Raw genomic sequence first — 17,302 nt, forward strand, 5'->3', positions numbered from 1 at the left:
AGACTAAATTTGTAAAATAACATGAATTTTAGGTATTTTTAAATATAATAATTACTTTTTAAAAAAAGATTGGTAAATGTACAAAATAGTATGGAATAAAATTTTAGAAGCAAAACATATAGTTTTACTATCACATATTCATCCTGATGGTGATACTCTTGGTGCAAATTTAGGTTTGTATTCAGTTTTAAAAAGTATGCAAAAAAAAGTAACTCTGTTTAATGCAACACCAAAAGAGTTACCAAGAGAATTTGCTTTTTTAGATGGATTTTCTAAAATCACTGATAATTTACCAAAATCATTTGACTTACTTGTAAGTTGTGATTGTAGTAGTTTTGATAGATTAGGTATACAAAAAGGTGATTTTGAGATATTAAATATAGATCATCACCAAAGCAATACAAATTTTGCAGATATCAATTTAGTAGAGCCAAATTTTTCAAGTGCAGGATTGGTTGTTTTTAAGTTATTGGAAGAAAATAAAGTTTTGATTCCTAAAAGTGGCGCTAAAGCTCTTTATACTTCAATAGTTGAAGATACAGGCTTTTTTAGGTACGGAGGAATTGGAGCATACACTTTTAAAGCAGTTGCAAAGCTAGTAGAACTTGGGGCTAATCCAGAGGAAATTGCAAAAAATATAAAAAGCAATGAGGCTCTTTGTAAAGTAAGATTAAGAGCTTACATGTTAAATAATTTTGAATTGATAAATGATGCAAGTATTGCTTCTATTATCTTTACTAAAGATGTATTAGAAAAAACTGGTGCAACTAGGGTTCATACTAAAAATATAGTTAATGAACTTTTAGCTATTGCAAATGTAAAAGTTGCATTGATGGTTTTAGAAGTTGATGATTATTGTAAAGTATCATTAAGATCAGATGGTAGCAAAGATGTCTCTAAAATCTCTTCTTTGTATGGTGGAGGAGGGCATAAGGGAGCTGCTGGATTTGAAATTTATGGTAAAGATTGTGAAGAAGTAAAAAAAGAGATTGTAAAAAGGATAAAAGATTTATGAGAAAAAAAAGAAATTCATCAGGTATAATTATATTGTTAATTTTAATTGTAATTTTAGCGGCACTTGGTTACTTGTATAATTCTTCAATGTTTGAAAGAGATAAACCAAAGATTGATTTAGCAAAAGAAATTAATTGGAATTTGAAAAAACCAATTAGAGTAAATATTAGTGATAATAGTGGAGTTAAATTTTATAGAGTGACTTTAAGTGATGGTAAAAACAGTGTATTATTAGAAAAAAAGATATTAGCTCCTAGTCAAAAAGAAGTTGTATTAGATATCAAATTTCCAAGAACAGGATTTGTTACAAATAAAGATGTGTTTAAATTACAAATAGAAGCAACAGATGCTAGCAAGTGGAATTTTTTCTCAGGCAATAGTGCGGTAGCTAATTCGATTATACATGTAGATACAAAAAGGCCAGAACTTTATACTATCAATAACTCATATAAAATTATAAAAGGTGGAGTTGCAACTGTAATCTTTAAAGCAAGTGATAAAAACTTGAAAGATTTGTATATTGAAACGAATTTTGACAAAAAGTTTTATCCTACACCATTTTATAAAGATGGATACTATATTTCACTTTTGGCTTGGCCAAGTAATGAAAAAAAATTTAAAGCTACGATTATAGCGACTGATAAAGCTGGTAATGTTTCAAAAAGTAGAGTACGATTTTTTCTAAAAAACAAAAGATATAAAGTTTCTCACCTAAAATTAAATGATAGATTTTTAAATGGAAAGATTGTAGATTTAGCTGAAGAAAATATACCTGAATCATCATCAATGAATAAATTAGAAAAATTTAAATATGTAAATGAAACATTAAGAAATCAAAATGAAAATATTATTGAAAATATAACATTAAAAGTTCCAAAAGAAAAAATAGATAATTTTTATATAAAACCTTTTTATCCATTAAAAAATGGTGCAGCAGTTGCTAGTTTTGGGGATCATAGATTTTATAGTTATAATGGTGAACCTGTTAGTGAATCATATCATTTAGGTTTAGATTTGGCTAGTACTTCAGAAGCAAATATAGTAAGTTCTAATAATGGAAAAGTTGTATTTGCAAAAAATAATGGAATTTATGGAGAAAACCTAATTATTTCACATGGTTTAGGAGTTTATTCCTTGTATGGTCACTGCTCTTCATTTATGGTGGATGAAGGTGAAAATGTAAAAGCAAATCAAATCATCGCAAAAACTGGTATGACAGGTCTTGCGTTGGGTGATCATTTACATTTTGGAGTATTAGTTCAAGGAGTTGAAGTAAGACCAGAAGAGTGGATGGATAAAAACTGGATGAAAGATAATGTATTTGACATTATAAAATCAGCAAAAAAGATAATAGATAGAAAATAGGGTTGTAAATGTTAGCTAAGCAAAAAAATTTAAGAGTCTTTCACATACAAATTGAAACAAAAGAAAAGTTTATTGAATATTTTGAAAAAAACAAAATTTTGTTAAAGGAATTCTTTTTGCTTATTGAAGGAGACATTGATGAAGAAATACAAAATATTTTAAATGCATCAAATGTTTGTTTTAAAGATATTTCTAGTTGTAATTTAAAATTTTCTAATGTAAAAAAGATTGAACAAACTATTGAAGAAAAAAAAGTTACAACAAAAGAGGAAAAAAGTTTAATACCTGAGCAAAAATTGATTATTTATGACAGACCAATTCGCTCAGGTGAAGAGTTAAGCGAAGAGTTACCAATAGTAGTTTTTGGAAGAATAAATAGTGGGGCAAAGTTATTTTGTTCGCAAAGTGTCACAATTTATGGCATAATAGACGGTTTAGTTCAGTGTGATGGCGACTATGTAGTTTTAAATGGTATAGGAAAGAGTGGTAATTTGATTTTTAATGGTGAAATTATAGAAAAAGATAAACTAAAGATTGATTGTTTGCAAAAAATTGCTATTAAAGATCAAAAAGTAGTTATAAAGGAAATTTAGATAAGTGAAACAAACTACTATAAATAAAAAAGTTGAAAGTGTTGGTATAGGTCTTCATAAGGGTGAACCTATAAAAATTACACTCGAGCCTTTGGAAGCAAATAACGGAATAGTTTTTTATAGAAGTGATGTAGGATTAAGTGTAAAAGCAGAGCCTTCAAATGTTGTAAATACTCAAATGGCAACAGTCATAGGTGATGGAAATAATTATATATCTACGATTGAGCATCTACTTTCAGCTATATACTCTTATGGTATTGATAATATTTTAATAACTCTTGATAATGTAGAAGTTCCAATCATGGATGGAAGTGGAACAAGTTTTTGTATGATGCTTGATGAAGCAGGTATTAGAAAATTAGATGTAAATAAATCAATTTTTATCATAAAAAGAGAAGTAGAAGTAACTGATGGTAATAAATATGCCAAAGTAATGCCTTCTTCAAAGCCTATATATAACTTTACTATCAATTTTCCTCATCCAGCAATCCAAATGCAGCAATATTCATTTGAATTTTCAAAAAGAGCTTATATTGATCAAATTTCAAGGGCAAGAACATTTGGCTTTTTAAAAGATGTTCAATACCTAAGAAGTAAAGGTTTAGCACTTGGCGGAAGCTTAGAAAATGCTATAGTTTTAGATGATAAAAAAATACTTAATCCAGAAGGATTAAGATTTGAAAATGAATTTGTAAAACATAAGATTTTAGATGCAATTGGAGATTTAGCACTATTAGGAGCTCCGATTTTGGGCTCGTATGAGTCTTTCGCAGGAAGTCATAATTTAAACCACATACTTACTAAAGAGATACTAAAAGACCCTAAAAATTATGAAATAAAAGATTTTAGTTTAACTGAAGAAGAGTTAAATTTAAGTGAGGTGTTTGCATAAAAGCTTTAGTTGATATAGTAGTTATCTCCTTGTCTTCTCCTTTGAAAGTTGGAATATACAAAGACAATGAACTCATAAAAGAATATTCTAGTGAAAAACAAACAAGCGAAGTTTTACCACAAATTTTCAAACAAATTTTAGAAGAGTATGAATGTAAAAGATTGTTCTTTGCAAGGGGACCTGGTAGTTTTATGGCAATAAAAGTTTCTTTTATATTTTTAAGAACTATTAGCATAAGCAAAAATATAGAACTTTTTGCAACAGATGGTTTTTATTTTAATAATAATATGCCAATTAAAGCAATGAGAAAATTATTTTTTGTAAAAAATAATGATAAAATTGAAACCCAAGTTTTAAATGATGCAAAAGAGTGTGAATTTCATCTGCCAAAAGTTTTACATATAGAAGATTTTAGTAAAGAAATAGAACCTCTTTACATATTACCTGCAGTTTAGAGGAAAATTAAATGAAATTTGATAATTTTAAAAGCTTCATTTCTTACCTTATAAAAATTATCGAAGTAAGAAATACGACCGAAAGGTTGTGCTTCAGTGAGAGGAATTTAGCTTGGGCTTTGCTTAAGCTAAAGGAGACAGTAAAATGAAATTGAGAGTACCAGCAACAAGTGCAAATTTAGGTCCGGGTTTTGATAGTCTAGGACTTGCTGTTAGTTTATACAATTATGTAACTATAAATCCATATACAACACAATGTGTTTCTATAAAAGGCGAGGGAGAAGAGCATCCAAGGTTAAAAGTCAATAATATCTTTGTATCTATTTTTCATGAAATCTATCAAGAGCTAGTTGGCAAAAAAGACAATTTTAGATTTGAATTTGTTAATCATATCCCATTTTCAAGAGGGCTAGGTAGTAGCTCAGCTGTTATTGTTAGTGCAATTGCAAGTGCGTATCACATGGCTGAGGTAAAGGTATCAAAAGAGATTATTTTAAACAAAGCTTTAGTATATGAAAATCACCCAGATAATATTGCTCCAGCAGTACTAGGAGGTTTTACTAGTTCTATTGTTGAAGATGGTAAAGTATTTAGCTTAAAAAAGAACTTACCAGAACATATAAAAGCAGTAGTTGTAATCCCTAATAGACCTATGAGTACAGCTCAATCAAGAACACAATTACCCAAAATGTTTAGCATGGAAGATTTAGTATATAATAGTTCAAGAGTTGGAGTTTTAAGTAGTGCTTTTTTTAGTGAAAATTGGGATCTTTTAAAAGTTGCAAGTAAAGATAGAGTGCATGAAAAAAGAAGAATGAAAAAATTAAAAGAACTTTTTGAAGTAAGAGAAATTGCACTGAAAAATGGAGCTCTTATGAGTACACTCTCAGGGAGTGGTTCTACTTTTTTTAATTTAGTTTATGAAAAAGATGCAAAAGCAGTATTTGAAGCTCTAAAAAGTAGGTTTGAAAATTTTAGAGTTGAAGTATTGGATTTTGATAATACCGGATTTAAAATCCTTAAAAGTTAAAAAACAGTTTATTTTTGGTATAATCATGAGCGAATTAAAAAAACCTATACGAATGTGCATCATCTGTCGAGGAAGATTTGAGCAAAAAAACCTTACACGCTTTCAAATAGATAATGGAAAGTTAATACAATTTTCAAAACAAGGACGAAGTTTTTATATTTGTTTGAAATGCAAAGAATTGGATGAAATGCAATTGGTAAAGGCGTTAAATAGTAAATTAAAATTAAAATACAAAAAAATAGAAGAGTTTGGGGAGTTTTTCTCAAACGAAGTGCGAAAGCACAATTAAGGAGACAGTACTATATGGATAAGGTGCGAATAAAAGAGATTGCTGAAGAGCTTGGCATAAAAAGTAAGGAAGTTGTTGAAAAAGCAACAGCTATGGGACTAGAAGTAAAGGCTGCTAATAGTTCTGTTACTCCTGAAGAAGCAGAAAAAATAATGAATTTTGTTTTAACTGGAAATGTGGGTGATGAGCCTAAAAAAGCAGAAAAAAAAGCAAAAGAAAAGCCAAAAGCTAAAGCTAAAAAAGAAGAGAAGCCTTCACCTAAAAAAGAGACAGTAACAGCTCCGAAAAAAGAAGAGAAGCCAAAAGCAAAAGTTGAAACAAAAAAAGTAGAAAAAGAAAAAGCTCAAGAAAAGCCAAAAGTTGAAGTAAAAAAAGATTCTAAAAAAGAAGAAGAACCAAAAAAAGAAACTTTAGCTCAAGCTAGTGTCAAAAAAAGAAGAGGGCTTGTTATTGTTAAGAAAAAGCGCCCTGAAAAGCCTAAAGAGAGTGCTAAAGATTTTCCATCGGCTTATGGTAGTACGAAAAAAACAACTGCACCATTAGAATCGGTTTTTGGAAATGAAGGTGCAAAGAAAAAGAAAAAAGTTAAAAAAGCACCAGTAGCTAAGAAAACAAATGCTGAGAAAATTGATATTGCTTTTAGTGAAATGGCTGATATAAAACTAGATTTAGAAGAAAATGTAGTTGTTTTGCCAGATTTTAGTGTAAAAGAAGAACCAAAGGTTGAACAAAAAACTAAAAGAGTATCAGACCCTAGCCAAATAAGAACAACTAAAAAAGTTAGTTTTATGCAACCTCAGGGGATTAAAAGAAAGAGCAAAAAGAAAAAACCTAAAAAAACCAATGACGATAGTAAGTCAGTTGTAACATCAGTTGAAATTCCTGAAGAAATTAGAGTTTATGAGTTTGCAGAAAAGATAGGTAGACCAGCAAGCGATGTTATAAAAGAACTCTTTTTACTTGGTATGATGGTTACTAAAAATGACTTTTTAGATAAAGACTCTATAGAGATTTTAGCTGAAACTTTTGAATTGGAAGTAAACATAGTAAATACTTTAGAAGAGTTAGACTATGTAAAAGCTTATGAAGTAGAATCAAGCGAAGAAGACTTAGTAGAAAGAGCTCCAATCATAACAATTATGGGACATGTTGACCATGGTAAAACATCTCTTTTAGATTATATTAGAAATTCTAAAATTGCTAGTGGCGAAGCAGGTGGAATTACTCAACATGTTGGTGCTTATATGGTTGAAAAAGATGGTAAGAAAATTACATTTATAGACACTCCAGGTCACGAAGCATTTACAGAGATGAGAAGTCGTGGTGCACAAGTAACTGACATCGTAGTAGTAGTTGTTGCAGCAGATGATGGAGTAAAACCTCAAACAAAAGAAGCAATAGAACATGCTAAAGCTGCTAATGTTCCTTTTATAATTGCAATGAATAAGATGGATTTACCTGCTGCTAACCCTGATATGGCAAAAGCTGGATTAGCAGAGCTTGGAGTTACACCAATTGATTGGGGTGGAGAGCATGAGTTTGTCGAAGTTAGTGCAAAAACAGGAATGGGTGTAGATGATTTATTAGAAGTAATTTTACTTCAAGCAGATGTCATGGAGCTTCGTGCAAATCCAAGTATTCCAGCAAAAGCAACAGTAATTGAGAGTTCTCTTGAAAAAGGAAGAGGTCCAGTTGCTACAGTTGTTGTAAATGAAGGAACACTAAAAGTAGGAGATACTATAGTAGCTGGAATTGGACATGGAAAAGTAAGAGCACTGCTTGATGATATGGGAAAAGCTATAAAAAAAGCAGAGCCAGGAGAGCCAGCAGTTGTTTTAGGACTTAGTGAAGTACCAAGTTCGGGAGAGCATTTAGTAGCTGTTAAAAATGATAAAGAAGCAAGAGAGTTTGCTAAAAAAAGAGCTGAATATTTACGCCAAAAAGAGCTTTCAAAATCTACAAAAGTTACATTGGATGAGTTAAGCTCTAAAATTGCAGAAGGCTCTTTAAAAACACTTCCTGTTATATTAAAAGCTGATGTTCAAGGCTCACTCGAAGCAATTAAGGGATCACTAGAGAAAATAAAAAATGATGAAGTAAAAATCAATATCATAAGTGCTGGAATTGGTGGAATTACTGAGAGTGATGTAGCTTTAGCTGAAGCTAGTGAAAATAGTGTAATTTTAGGATTTAATGTAAGACCAACAGGAAGCGTAAAAGAAAAAGCTAAAGCAAGTGGCGTTGAAATTAAAACATATAATATAATTTATGATTTGATAGATGATGTAACTAACTTGGTTGCTGGATTACTTTCGCCAGTTATTAGAGAAGAAAACCTTGGTCAAGCTGAAGTTAGAGAAGTATTTAGTGTACCAAAACTAGGTTCAGTTGCAGGTTGTATTGTAACTGATGGAGTTATTAATAGAGGTGTAAAAGTAAGACTTATTAGAGATGGTGTAATTGTTTATGAAAGTACTATTAGCTCACTCAAGCGTTTTAAAGATGATGTAAATGAAGTCAAAAAAGGTTATGAGTGTGGAATAGGAATTGATGGCTTTAATGATATTAAAGTTGGCGATTACATAGAAAGTTTCAAAGAAGTAGAAGAGAGAGCAACACTATAATATGTCCCCAAAAAGTATCAAATTACAAAGAACAGAAAGTATATTAAGAGAGCTTGTTCCTGAAGCTCTCTCAACTTTAAATGATGAAATGTTAAATGGACTTTGTGTCATAGATGTTGATTGTACTCGGGGTAAATATGACGCAACTGTTTATCTTGATAGAATGATGTTTGATGAAAGCGAACAAAAAGAGATAATCAACAAATTAAAAAAAGTAAATTCTCATATAAAAAATTATTGTATGCAAAGTGAAGGTTGGTTTAGGTGTCCAAACTTTAGGTTTAAGTTTGATGATAAACTTGAAAAACAAAATCAAATGGATGCACTTTTTGAAAAAGTTGCGCAAGAGTTAAAGAAGAGTAAAAATGAGCATTAACGATACAATAAAAAATATAATTAAAGATTGTGGTGTAGAACTTTATGATACTGAAATAGTTAGTGAGAATGATCAAAAAATTTTTAGAATCTACATAACTAGTGCTGATGGAATTAATCTTGATAAATGTGCAGAAGTTACTAGGATTTTATCTCCTATTTTTGATGTTGAACCTCCAGTTAGCGGAGCGTACACTTTAGAAGTCAGTTCTCCTGGAATTGAGCGACCTCTTAAAAAGCTAGAGCACTACAAAAGCTCTATTGGTGAGTTAGTTAAAGTAAAGTTAATAAATACAGATAAAATCATTGGAACATTAAAAAGTGTTGAAGATGGTAAAATCACTTTAGTTGAAGATGATGGTGAGGTAAGTGTAATATCTATTGATGAGATAGATAAAGCTAGAACTTACTATCCATGGTAGAAAACAATTTTTTACAATTTGCACTTGATAAGGCTTGGTCTTATCAAGGCCTCACTTATCCAAACCCTCCTGTTGGCTCAGTAATCACAGATGAAAAAAACAGTCTTATATCTTATGGTGTGCATAAAAAGGCTGGAACTCCTCATGCAGAAGTAAATGCTATTAAAAATGCATATTTGAAGCTAACAAATGATAAAAAAATATTAGATTTTAAAAATTCAGATGAAATTCATGAGTATCTATATAAAAATCACGATGGCATTTTTAAAGATAAATTCATATATGTAACACTAGAGCCTTGTAATCATTATGGAAAGACTCCTCCTTGCTCACGCCTCATAAGTGAATTAGGTTTTAAAAAAGTTATAGTTGGCACTCTTGATACAAATAAAAAAGCAAGTGGTGGGATAGAATTTTTAAAAGAAAAAAATATACATGTAGAGCTTATCAACTCTCTTACATGTAAAGAACTTCTTGAGCCTTTTGAGCTTTGGCAAAAAGATAAGTTTGTTTTTTTTAAACTTGCTATGAGTAACAATGGCGTGATTGATGGTGGAACTATTACATGTAAAGCTTCAAGAGAGTTGGTGCATAAATTAAGGCATAGGTGTGATTTACTTGTGATTGGTGGAAATACAGTTAGAATTGATAGACCAACACTTGATGCTAGAATGATAAATGGAAAAGCTCCTGATGTATTGATATATTCAAAAAGTAAAGAATTTGATAAAACAATACCTCTTTTTAATGTAGAAAATAGAGTTGTTCATATAGAAGATAATTTTGAAAAATTAAAAAATTATAAATTTATAATGATTGAAGGTGGAGAAGGTATGCTTGAGGCCACTAAAGATTTAGTAAGTCATTATATGATTTTTCACTCTCCTTATTTTAAAAAGGGAAAATCCCCGCAAGTTGAGCTAAATTTAAAAGAGCTATTTAGTGATAAAATTGGCAAAGACAGATACACTTGGTATAAAAAGATAAATGCTTGAATATAGTATATTTTTTATTTCTGCTTTGTTTCACGGAGTTTTAGGTTTTGGATTTCCGCTTATTGCTACTCCACTCTTGAGTATATTTTTAAGTGTAAAAGAAGCAGTTTTACTAACACTTTTTCCAACTCTTGCATCAAATGCAAAAACAATACATAGTGGAGAAAATTTTGCACAAATTTTCTTAGAATATAAGTTGCTAATATTTCCTATCATACTAGGTAGTTTTTTAGGAACATTTTTTTTAGTTACTTATGATGTAGTTTATTATAGATATCTTCTTGCATTTGTAATTCTTCTTTATCTAAATAAGCATTTGATAAACTTAGAAATTAACCAAGTCATAAACAAAAATCCTAAAAAAATGATGTTGGTTTTTGGCATAATAAGTGGTATAGTCAGTGGCCTTGTAAATATAATGATTCCAGTTTTGATAATTTATATACTAGAAGCTAAGATAGAAAAAGAAAAATCTGTTGTACTAATGAATTTATGTTTTTTGTCTAGCAAATTAACTCAAATTATATTTTTTGGAAGTAGTGGATTTTTTGATTTTAACTTTTTAATATTTATTTTATTTGGACTAGTTTTCACTTTAGTTGGTTTATTTATAGGACAAAAACTAAGAGATAAAATTGATGAAGTACTTTATAAAAAAATATTGACAATCGTTCTTTGGATATTTGCAGTTTACTTGCTTATTTCATAATGGCTTTTTCTTTTTCAAAGAGTAATTTTTTTGCTTCATTATAAAAATTAGTATGTTTAGAATTAATAGAATCTATAAGAGGAAGGTATTTTAAAAATGTACTCCAAACTCTTTTAGCTCCTTCATCTTTTCCTTTAACTTTTAAAGCTAAGGCGGTTGAGCCATTGATTAAACCTTTTAGTATGTAGCTTTCTTCTTTTAATTCTTCTATTTTTTTATATTCATTCCATCTATCTTCTAAAACTTCGTGTCCTTCTACAAAGTCATTTTCTTTAACTACTTCTAAAAACCTTTTAAAATCTTCCAAATTAATCCTTTTTCGATATAATATATGATATTAAGTATGATACATTATATCTAAAAAACTTTTGTTAAAAGGTAGTAAATTGAAAAAAACTGTATCTTTAGTTTTAGGTAGTGGTGGAGCTAGGGGATATGCTCACATCGGCGTAATTGAAGAAATATTGAAAAATGGATATGAGATAAAATCTATTTCGGGCTCATCAATGGGGGCATTAATTGGTGGGTTTTATGCATGTGGAAAGCTTGATTTGTATAAGGATTGGGTTTTAGGGCTTAGTTTTTTGGATATTGCTGCACTTTTGGATGTTACTTTTACAAAAAGTGGATTAATAGAGGGAGATAAAGTATTTAAAAAAATGGAGGATATGATAGGCGAAGTATTGATAGAAGATTTACCCATCTCTTTTACGGCAGTTGCAACTGATTTGAGTAAAAAAAAGGAGGTATGGTTTCAAAAAGGAAGTTTGATTGAAGCTATAAGAGCATCTTCAGCAATCCCTACTGTATTAACACCAAAAAAAATTGAAAATAGATACTTTATAGATGGAGGAGTTATCAATCCTTTGCCAATAGCACCTACAATTTCTGATAATACTGATTTTACGATTGCAGTTAGCCTAAATGCTAGTAGTCAAAAAGAGTATAAGTTAAAGATTCCTAAAAAACAAGAAGATAGAAAACATAAGCTAAAAAGTATGTTTTTAGATATAAAGAAAAAGTCAAACTTATGGTTTAAAACTCACGAAAAAGATACTTTTGATAAGATGGGTATATTTGAAATTATGGGTAAAAGCATAGATATAATGCAAAATACAATACTTGAATCAAAAATGGCTGGTTATAAACCAGACTTGCTTATTGGAATCCCGACGGACATTTGTGGTTTTTATGAGTTTAATAGAGCATATGAAATGATTGAACTTGGACGAACGATAGCAAATGAAAAACTAAAGAATTTGCAAAAGAGGGTAAATGAGTAAATTTTATCTTTCATATAAGGATTATATGATTAAAAAATATAAAAAACCTCTTTATTCAATTCCTGTTGATTTAGATCTTGGTTGTCCAAATAGAAAGAGTGATGGGAGTGGAGGATGCAGTTTTTGCCCAGAAAATGGAGCAAGAGCAATCCAGAGCTTAAATGCAAAAAGCGTTGAAGAACAGATTAAAGTAGGAATTGCATTTGCAAAAAAGAGATACAATGCAACAAATTTTATGCTATACCTTCAAGCTTATACTTCAACTTTTACAAGCTTAAAAAGGCAAAAAGAGACATATTCAAATCTTTTAAAATTTTATAAATTTGATGCAATAAGTATTGGAACTAGACCAGATTGTTTAAGCGATAGTACTTTGGAGTACTTAAAAGAGTTAAACAAACAAATTGATGTTTATATTGACCTAGGAGTGCAAAGCCTAAATGATAGGACTTTGCTTCAAATAAACAGAGAACATGACGCAAAGTGTTCGATTGATGCTATTGAAAAAATTAAGAAATATGGTTTAAAAATTAATGCTCATGTTATAGTTGGGTTTAAAGGTGAAAGTAGAGATGATTGGTCATATACTGTTAGGGAGCTTATAAAACTAGGAGTAGATGGCCTTAAAATTCATAATCTTCATGTTATTAAAAATACTCCACTTTATGAAGAGTATAAAAAAGAGCCATTCAAAACATTAAATGAGTATGAATATGCAGAAGAATTAATTCATCTTTTAAGACTTATACCAAAAGATATCTATATCTTAAGATTCAACACAGATACTCCAAAAGATGAGTTAATAGCTCCGATTTGGCATATGCAAAAGGGCGAATTTAAAGAGTTTGTAGATGAGAGTTTAGAGTATCTATATGGTAAAAGTGAGCTTGAAAGTTACAATTTACCAGATGGTAGCATAACTTTATGGGATGAAAAATTTAAAGATTATTACCACCCCAAAAGTGGTGCTATCAATCAAGCGCAAAAAGTTTTCATCGACAAATCAGATTTGAAAAATCGATTGGAAAAAGGTGAAGTAAATCTTTTGGATATTGGTTTTGGCATGGGTTATAACTCTCTTGAGGCTTTAAAGCTTGAAAAAGAAAACTCTTTACATGTAAAGGCTTTAGATAAAAACAGAGCGATACTAAAGCAAAGTGCAACTCTTTTAAATAGTGAAATTTTAGAGAGATTATATTTTGATGGATACTATAAAAATGATAAAAATGAGATAAGATTTTTGGCTGGAGATGCTAGGTATACTACTTCAAAAATAAAAGAAAAATTTGATATTATTTTTTTAAATCCATTTTACAGAGATAAAAGCCCATCACTTTTGAGTTATGAGTTTTTTATAGTCCTTTTTAGTTTATTAAAGGATGATGGAGTGTTGATAATTTCGACTTATTTAAATGCAATTAGAGTTGCTCTTAGCAAGGCAGGATTTAAAAGTGAAATTCTACATGTAAATGAACTAAGAGCTATAAGAGCTACAAAAGGAAATGAAAAAATTGAGGGTAATTTTTACAGTGATCCATACCTAGTTTATAGAGATAAAAAAATTTCGGTATAATACAAAAAAATTATTAGAGGATAGATAATGGCAGCATATGTTTTTGGACACATAAATCCAGATAGTGATTCAATTGTAGGAGCAATTTCACTATCTTATTTAAAAAATCAATTAGGTGAGGAGTGCATCCCTACAAAGCAGGGAGAAATTTCCCCTGAGACTAGATTTATACTTGAAAAATTTGATTTAGAAGAGCCTGAGTTAAAAACAAGTGTAGCAGGAGAAGATGTTTATATTGTTGATTATTCTGATTTAGCTCAAGCTCCAAAAGATGTTTTAGAAGCAAATATCAAAGGTATAGTTGATCATCACAAATTAGGAGACATTACTACAAATGCTCCTTTAGAGTGCTGGATAAGACCAGTTGGATGTTCAAATACTATCATCAAAGAAATGTATGATTATCATGGAGTTGAAATTCCAAAAAATATTGCAGGTGCAATGATGTGTGCAATTTTGAGCGATACTGTTATATTTAAATCTCCAACATGCACAAAAGTTGATACAAAAGCAGTTAAAGAGTTAGCAAAAATAGCTGGTATTGAGGATTATAAAGCACTTGGAATGGAAATGTTTTTAGTAAAATCAGCAGTTGAAGGAGCTAGTGCAAGAGAGCTTACAACTAGAGATTATAAAGATTTTAATATGAGTGGTAAAAAAGTTGGAATCGGACAACTTGAGGTTGTTGATTTAAGTGTCTTTGATGATAAAAAAGATATGCTATTTGAAGACTTAAAAGCACTAAAAAAAGAGGGTGATAGACATACTGTGATGCTTCTTTTAACTGATATTATGACTGAGGGTTCACAACTTTTAGTTGTAAGTGATGATGAAAGCTTAGTTGAAAAAGCATTTGATGTTAAACTTGAAAATCATCAAGTTTGGTTACCAAAGGTACTTAGTAGAAAAAAACAAGTTGTGCCTTTTTTAGAAAAAGCTTTTGCATAAGGTTTGAGATGATAAAAAGAGAGTTTTTGGCAAATGATGAAATCATAAAGTATCTGAACAAAAACTCTCTTTATAAAAAACTATACAAATACAAAAACAAAAACTCTTACATGTACAAATTTGACAACTTTGAAGCTATCTTAGAAGAGTATAAACCTCCATTTGAATGGTTAAAAAAAGTTGTAGTTGTATCTGGTGATGAAATCAAAGATAAAAATATATTGGCACTTGAAGATATAAGTAAAGATAAGAGATATAAAAAAGAGTTTTTAAAAGCTTTTGGAAATCCAAAACATTATGAGTTTGATATAAAAAAAGTTTTTAAAAGACTAGATAAAGTTGGCTTAGATAAGATAACTCTAAATCTACATGAAGCTATGATGACTCATATGGCTTTTAAGATAGCTCTTTATAGGTATCATCAGATTTTTTTACTTTCATATCATAAGTACTTAATACAAAAAATAAAATATAACAAATTACAAAAATCTCATAAAAAATTTTTAAAGATATTAAAACTTTCTAAAAAAGTTTTTGATAAACAAATAATAAAAACTCTAGTAAATGATTTTAAAGATTTTTCTTTTTTATTAGATGATAAAAAAGTTTTCGATAGGTTTGAGTTAAACTTTCAAACTTTTATAGATGAAGATAGTTTTTATGTGAAAAGTGAAATTCCACTTTATTATTTCAAGAAAAAAGAAAAATTTTTAAAATTTATACAAACTAATTAAAAGGTATTAATTTGGACGATCAAAACAAACAGAAAAAAATTGTAGAAATGTTTAACAATATTGCTCCAACATATGACAAAGCAAATAGGGTTTTGAGCATGGGAGTGGATATTCAGTGGAGAAAAAAAGCTTGTGATGAAACATTTAAGAGATACAATAATGAAGTAAGCCTTATAGTCGATGTTGCTTGTGGTACAGGTGACATGATGGGATACTGGCAAAAACAAGCTAATAAAAGAGGCAAGCAGATTGGGAAGCTTTTAGGAGTTGATCCAAGTGAAGGAATGGTTGAAGTTGGAAGAAAAAAGTTTCCAAATTTTGAGTTTGTCATAAGTGAAGCTACAAGACTTCCAATTGACACAAATAGTACAGATATATTAAGTATATCTTATGGGATAAGAAATGTTGTTGAGAGACAAAAGGCTTTTGAAGAGTTTGCAAGAGTTGTCAAACGTGGTGGTTATGTAGTCATCTTAGAGTTTACAAAAGATGAAAAAAAGAGTGGTTTGTTGTATAGCATAAAAGATTTTTATATGAATAAAATCTTACCTAAACTTGGTGGATATATATCTAAAAACCAAGAAGCTTACGAGTATCTGCCAAATTCTATAGAGGGTTTTTTAACATCTTCAATGTTAGTAGAAGAGCTTAAAATTGCTGGATTTAAAGCTGAATTTGTCAAAAGTTTTTCAATGGATATTTCAACTTTAATAATTGCAAAGAAATTATGACTCTAAGTGTAAGTGCATTAAACAATCAAATAAAATCGATTTTAGAAACTACTTTTTTATCTATTTGTGTTGAAGGAGAAGTTTCTAGGATTACTTATCACAATTCTGGGCATCTTTATTTTACGCTCAAAGATGAAAATTCATCAATCTCTTGTGTAATGTTTAGAGGAAATAACGCCAAAATGAAATTTCGCTTAGAAGAGGGCATGGCAGTTGTTGTTCATGGTGGAATTTCGCTTTATGTTCCAAGAGGAAGTTATCAGATAAATGTTACAAAGATTGAGCCTGCTGGAGAGGGAGCTTTAGCTTTAGCGTACGAACAGCTAAAGAAAAAATTGCAACAAAAGGGTTACTTTAACAATAAAAAGCCAATTCCTAAAATTATAAATCATATAGCAGTAGTTACTAGTGCAACTGGAGCTGCTCTTCAAGATATGTTAAGGGTTGCAAATAACCGTTGGCCTTTAGTTAAGATAACTGTGATTGATACCATCGTTCAAGGTGAAAATTCTGCTTCAATGATAGCTAAAAATATACAAAAAGCTGATAGTTTAAATGCAGATGTAATTGTTATAGGAAGAGGTGGTGGAAGCTTAGAGGATTTGTGGGGATTTAATGAAGAAATAGTAGCCGATGCTATATATAGAGCAAGAACTCCTTTAGTTAGTGCTGTAGGACATGAGATAGATTTTGTTATAAGTGATTTTGTAGCAGATTTAAGAGCTCCAACTCCAAGTGCAAGCATGGAGATGATACTTCCTGATAAAACTGAAATGCTTATGCGAATTGATGAAATGCAAGAGAGATTAGAAAAATATTTACAAAGATTAATTTATACTAAAGAAGAGAGTTTGAATAATTTAAAAAATATGTTTAAAACTCACTCATATGAAGCTAAAATTGAAATAAATCAAAAAGAGATAGAGCTAGTAAAAAGAAGATTTAATCAAATTATTGAATCAAAATTGCAAAATTATGAATCTATGATCGAAATGATAAAGGGTGATTTGTCTTTTAATATGAAAAAATTTTTACATGTAAAGGAAAATTATATTTTACAAATAATTTCAAACTTTCAAGCACAAGATCCTTCAAAAGGATTAAAAGATGGCTATGCTCAAATAGTTAAAGATGGTTCAATTACACCGCTAGAATCTTTACATGTAGAAGATGTTTTTGAACTTCAAAATCCAAAGAAAATAATAACTGCAAAGGTAGTAAAATAAATTTTAATTTACTTTTTAAATAAATATTTATATTTATCATAGTA

General features: G+C 29.7%; 19 protein-coding genes. 18 read left to right on the top strand and 1 reads right to left on the bottom strand.

Features of this window, described 5'->3' with window-relative positions:
• Positions 1-76: 76 nt before the first annotated feature.
• The 12 genes from ACKGJI_RS01655 (at position 77) to ACKGJI_RS01710 (ending at position 10,763) form a co-directional block, all read left to right on the top strand.
• Positions 77-1,015 (top strand): DHH family phosphoesterase, encoded by a 939-nt coding sequence (locus ACKGJI_RS01655; RefSeq protein ID WP_458700825.1) that lies wholly within the window; start codon positions 77-79, stop codon positions 1,013-1,015.
• Entirely contained in the window at positions 1,012-2,379 is a 1,368-nt protein-coding gene (pgp6, locus tag ACKGJI_RS01660; protein WP_458700826.1) for a peptidoglycan metallopeptidase Pgp6, read from the top strand. The genes ACKGJI_RS01655 and pgp6 overlap by 4 nt, the downstream gene beginning before the upstream one ends.
• An 8-nt stretch (positions 2,380-2,387) precedes the next feature.
• Positions 2,388-2,972 (top strand): septum site-determining protein MinC, encoded by a 585-nt coding sequence (locus ACKGJI_RS01665; protein WP_458700827.1) that lies wholly within the window; start codon positions 2,388-2,390, stop codon positions 2,970-2,972.
• A 4-nt stretch (positions 2,973-2,976) separates the two neighbouring features.
• Entirely contained in the window at positions 2,977-3,864 is an 888-nt protein-coding gene (gene lpxC, locus ACKGJI_RS01670; protein WP_458700828.1) for a UDP-3-O-acyl-N-acetylglucosamine deacetylase, read from the top strand.
• A 29-nt stretch (positions 3,865-3,893) separates the two neighbouring features.
• Positions 3,894-4,319 (top strand): hypothetical protein, encoded by a 426-nt coding sequence (locus ACKGJI_RS01675; RefSeq protein ID WP_458700829.1) that lies wholly within the window; start codon positions 3,894-3,896, stop codon positions 4,317-4,319.
• A gap of 145 nt (positions 4,320-4,464) precedes the next feature.
• Positions 4,465-5,349: a homoserine kinase gene (thrB, locus tag ACKGJI_RS01680; RefSeq protein ID WP_458700830.1), complete on the top strand. Its 885-nt coding sequence runs from the start codon at positions 4,465-4,467 to the stop codon at positions 5,347-5,349.
• Positions 5,350-5,401: 52 nt separating this feature from the next.
• Complete coding sequence (locus ACKGJI_RS01685; protein WP_458701678.1) at positions 5,402-5,638, top strand: DUF448 domain-containing protein; 237 nt, start codon at positions 5,402-5,404, stop codon at positions 5,636-5,638.
• Positions 5,639-5,652: 14 nt separating this feature from the next.
• Positions 5,653-8,262 carry a translation initiation factor IF-2 gene (infB, locus tag ACKGJI_RS01690; protein WP_458700831.1) on the top strand — a complete coding sequence of 870 codons (2,610 nt, stop codon included), beginning with the start codon at positions 5,653-5,655 and terminating at the stop codon, positions 8,260-8,262.
• A 1-nt stretch (position 8,263) separates the two neighbouring features.
• Positions 8,264-8,638 carry a 30S ribosome-binding factor RbfA gene (gene rbfA / locus ACKGJI_RS01695; RefSeq protein ID WP_458700832.1) on the top strand — a complete coding sequence of 125 codons (375 nt, stop codon included), beginning with the start codon at positions 8,264-8,266 and terminating at the stop codon, positions 8,636-8,638.
• Positions 8,628-9,059, top strand: coding sequence for an LSm family protein (locus ACKGJI_RS01700; protein WP_458700833.1), 432 nt, complete (start codon positions 8,628-8,630; stop codon positions 9,057-9,059). The genes rbfA and ACKGJI_RS01700 overlap by 11 nt, the downstream gene beginning before the upstream one ends.
• Positions 9,053-10,054, top strand: coding sequence for a bifunctional diaminohydroxyphosphoribosylaminopyrimidine deaminase/5-amino-6-(5-phosphoribosylamino)uracil reductase RibD (gene ribD, locus ACKGJI_RS01705; protein ID WP_458700834.1), 1,002 nt, complete (start codon positions 9,053-9,055; stop codon positions 10,052-10,054). Before ACKGJI_RS01700 ends, ribD begins: the two co-directional genes overlap by 7 nt.
• Positions 10,047-10,763, top strand: coding sequence for a sulfite exporter TauE/SafE family protein (locus ACKGJI_RS01710; protein WP_458700835.1), 717 nt, complete (start codon positions 10,047-10,049; stop codon positions 10,761-10,763). Before ribD ends, ACKGJI_RS01710 begins: the two co-directional genes overlap by 8 nt.
• Here ACKGJI_RS01710 and ACKGJI_RS01715 read toward each other — a convergent pair.
• Complete coding sequence (locus ACKGJI_RS01715) at positions 10,753-11,070, bottom strand: DUF309 domain-containing protein (RefSeq protein ID WP_458700836.1); 318 nt, start codon at positions 11,068-11,070, stop codon at positions 10,753-10,755. The two genes, ACKGJI_RS01710 and ACKGJI_RS01715, sit on opposite strands and share 11 nt — an antisense overlap.
• A gap of 79 nt (positions 11,071-11,149) precedes the next feature.
• Here ACKGJI_RS01715 and ACKGJI_RS01720 point away from each other — a divergent pair, with 79 nt between their 5' ends.
• The 6 genes from ACKGJI_RS01720 to xseA are packed head-to-tail and all read left to right on the top strand — an operon-like array spanning position 11,150 to position 17,258.
• Positions 11,150-12,046, top strand: coding sequence for a patatin-like phospholipase family protein (locus tag ACKGJI_RS01720; RefSeq protein WP_458700837.1), 897 nt, complete (start codon positions 11,150-11,152; stop codon positions 12,044-12,046).
• On the top strand, positions 12,039-13,619 hold the full coding sequence (locus ACKGJI_RS01725; RefSeq protein WP_458700838.1) for a TIGR01212 family radical SAM protein: 1,581 nt from the start codon (positions 12,039-12,041) through the stop codon (positions 13,617-13,619). The genes ACKGJI_RS01720 and ACKGJI_RS01725 overlap by 8 nt, the downstream gene beginning before the upstream one ends.
• Before the next feature lie 27 nt (positions 13,620-13,646).
• A complete protein-coding gene (locus ACKGJI_RS01730; protein WP_458700839.1) occupies positions 13,647-14,567 on the top strand; it encodes a manganese-dependent inorganic pyrophosphatase in 921 nt (306 codons plus the stop codon).
• An 8-nt stretch (positions 14,568-14,575) separates the two neighbouring features.
• On the top strand, positions 14,576-15,301 hold the full coding sequence (locus tag ACKGJI_RS01735; protein ID WP_458700840.1) for a hypothetical protein: 726 nt from the start codon (positions 14,576-14,578) through the stop codon (positions 15,299-15,301).
• A gap of 5 nt (positions 15,302-15,306) precedes the next feature.
• Positions 15,307-16,032 carry a bifunctional demethylmenaquinone methyltransferase/2-methoxy-6-polyprenyl-1,4-benzoquinol methylase UbiE gene (gene ubiE, locus ACKGJI_RS01740; RefSeq protein ID WP_458701679.1) on the top strand — a complete coding sequence of 242 codons (726 nt, stop codon included), beginning with the start codon at positions 15,307-15,309 and terminating at the stop codon, positions 16,030-16,032.
• Complete coding sequence (gene xseA, locus ACKGJI_RS01745; protein ID WP_458700841.1) at positions 16,029-17,258, top strand: exodeoxyribonuclease VII large subunit; 1,230 nt, start codon at positions 16,029-16,031, stop codon at positions 17,256-17,258. Before ubiE ends, xseA begins: the two co-directional genes overlap by 4 nt.
• Positions 17,259-17,302 lie beyond the last annotated feature (44 nt).

The sequence above is a fragment of the Sulfurospirillum sp. 1307 genome (genome assembly GCF_054408545.1).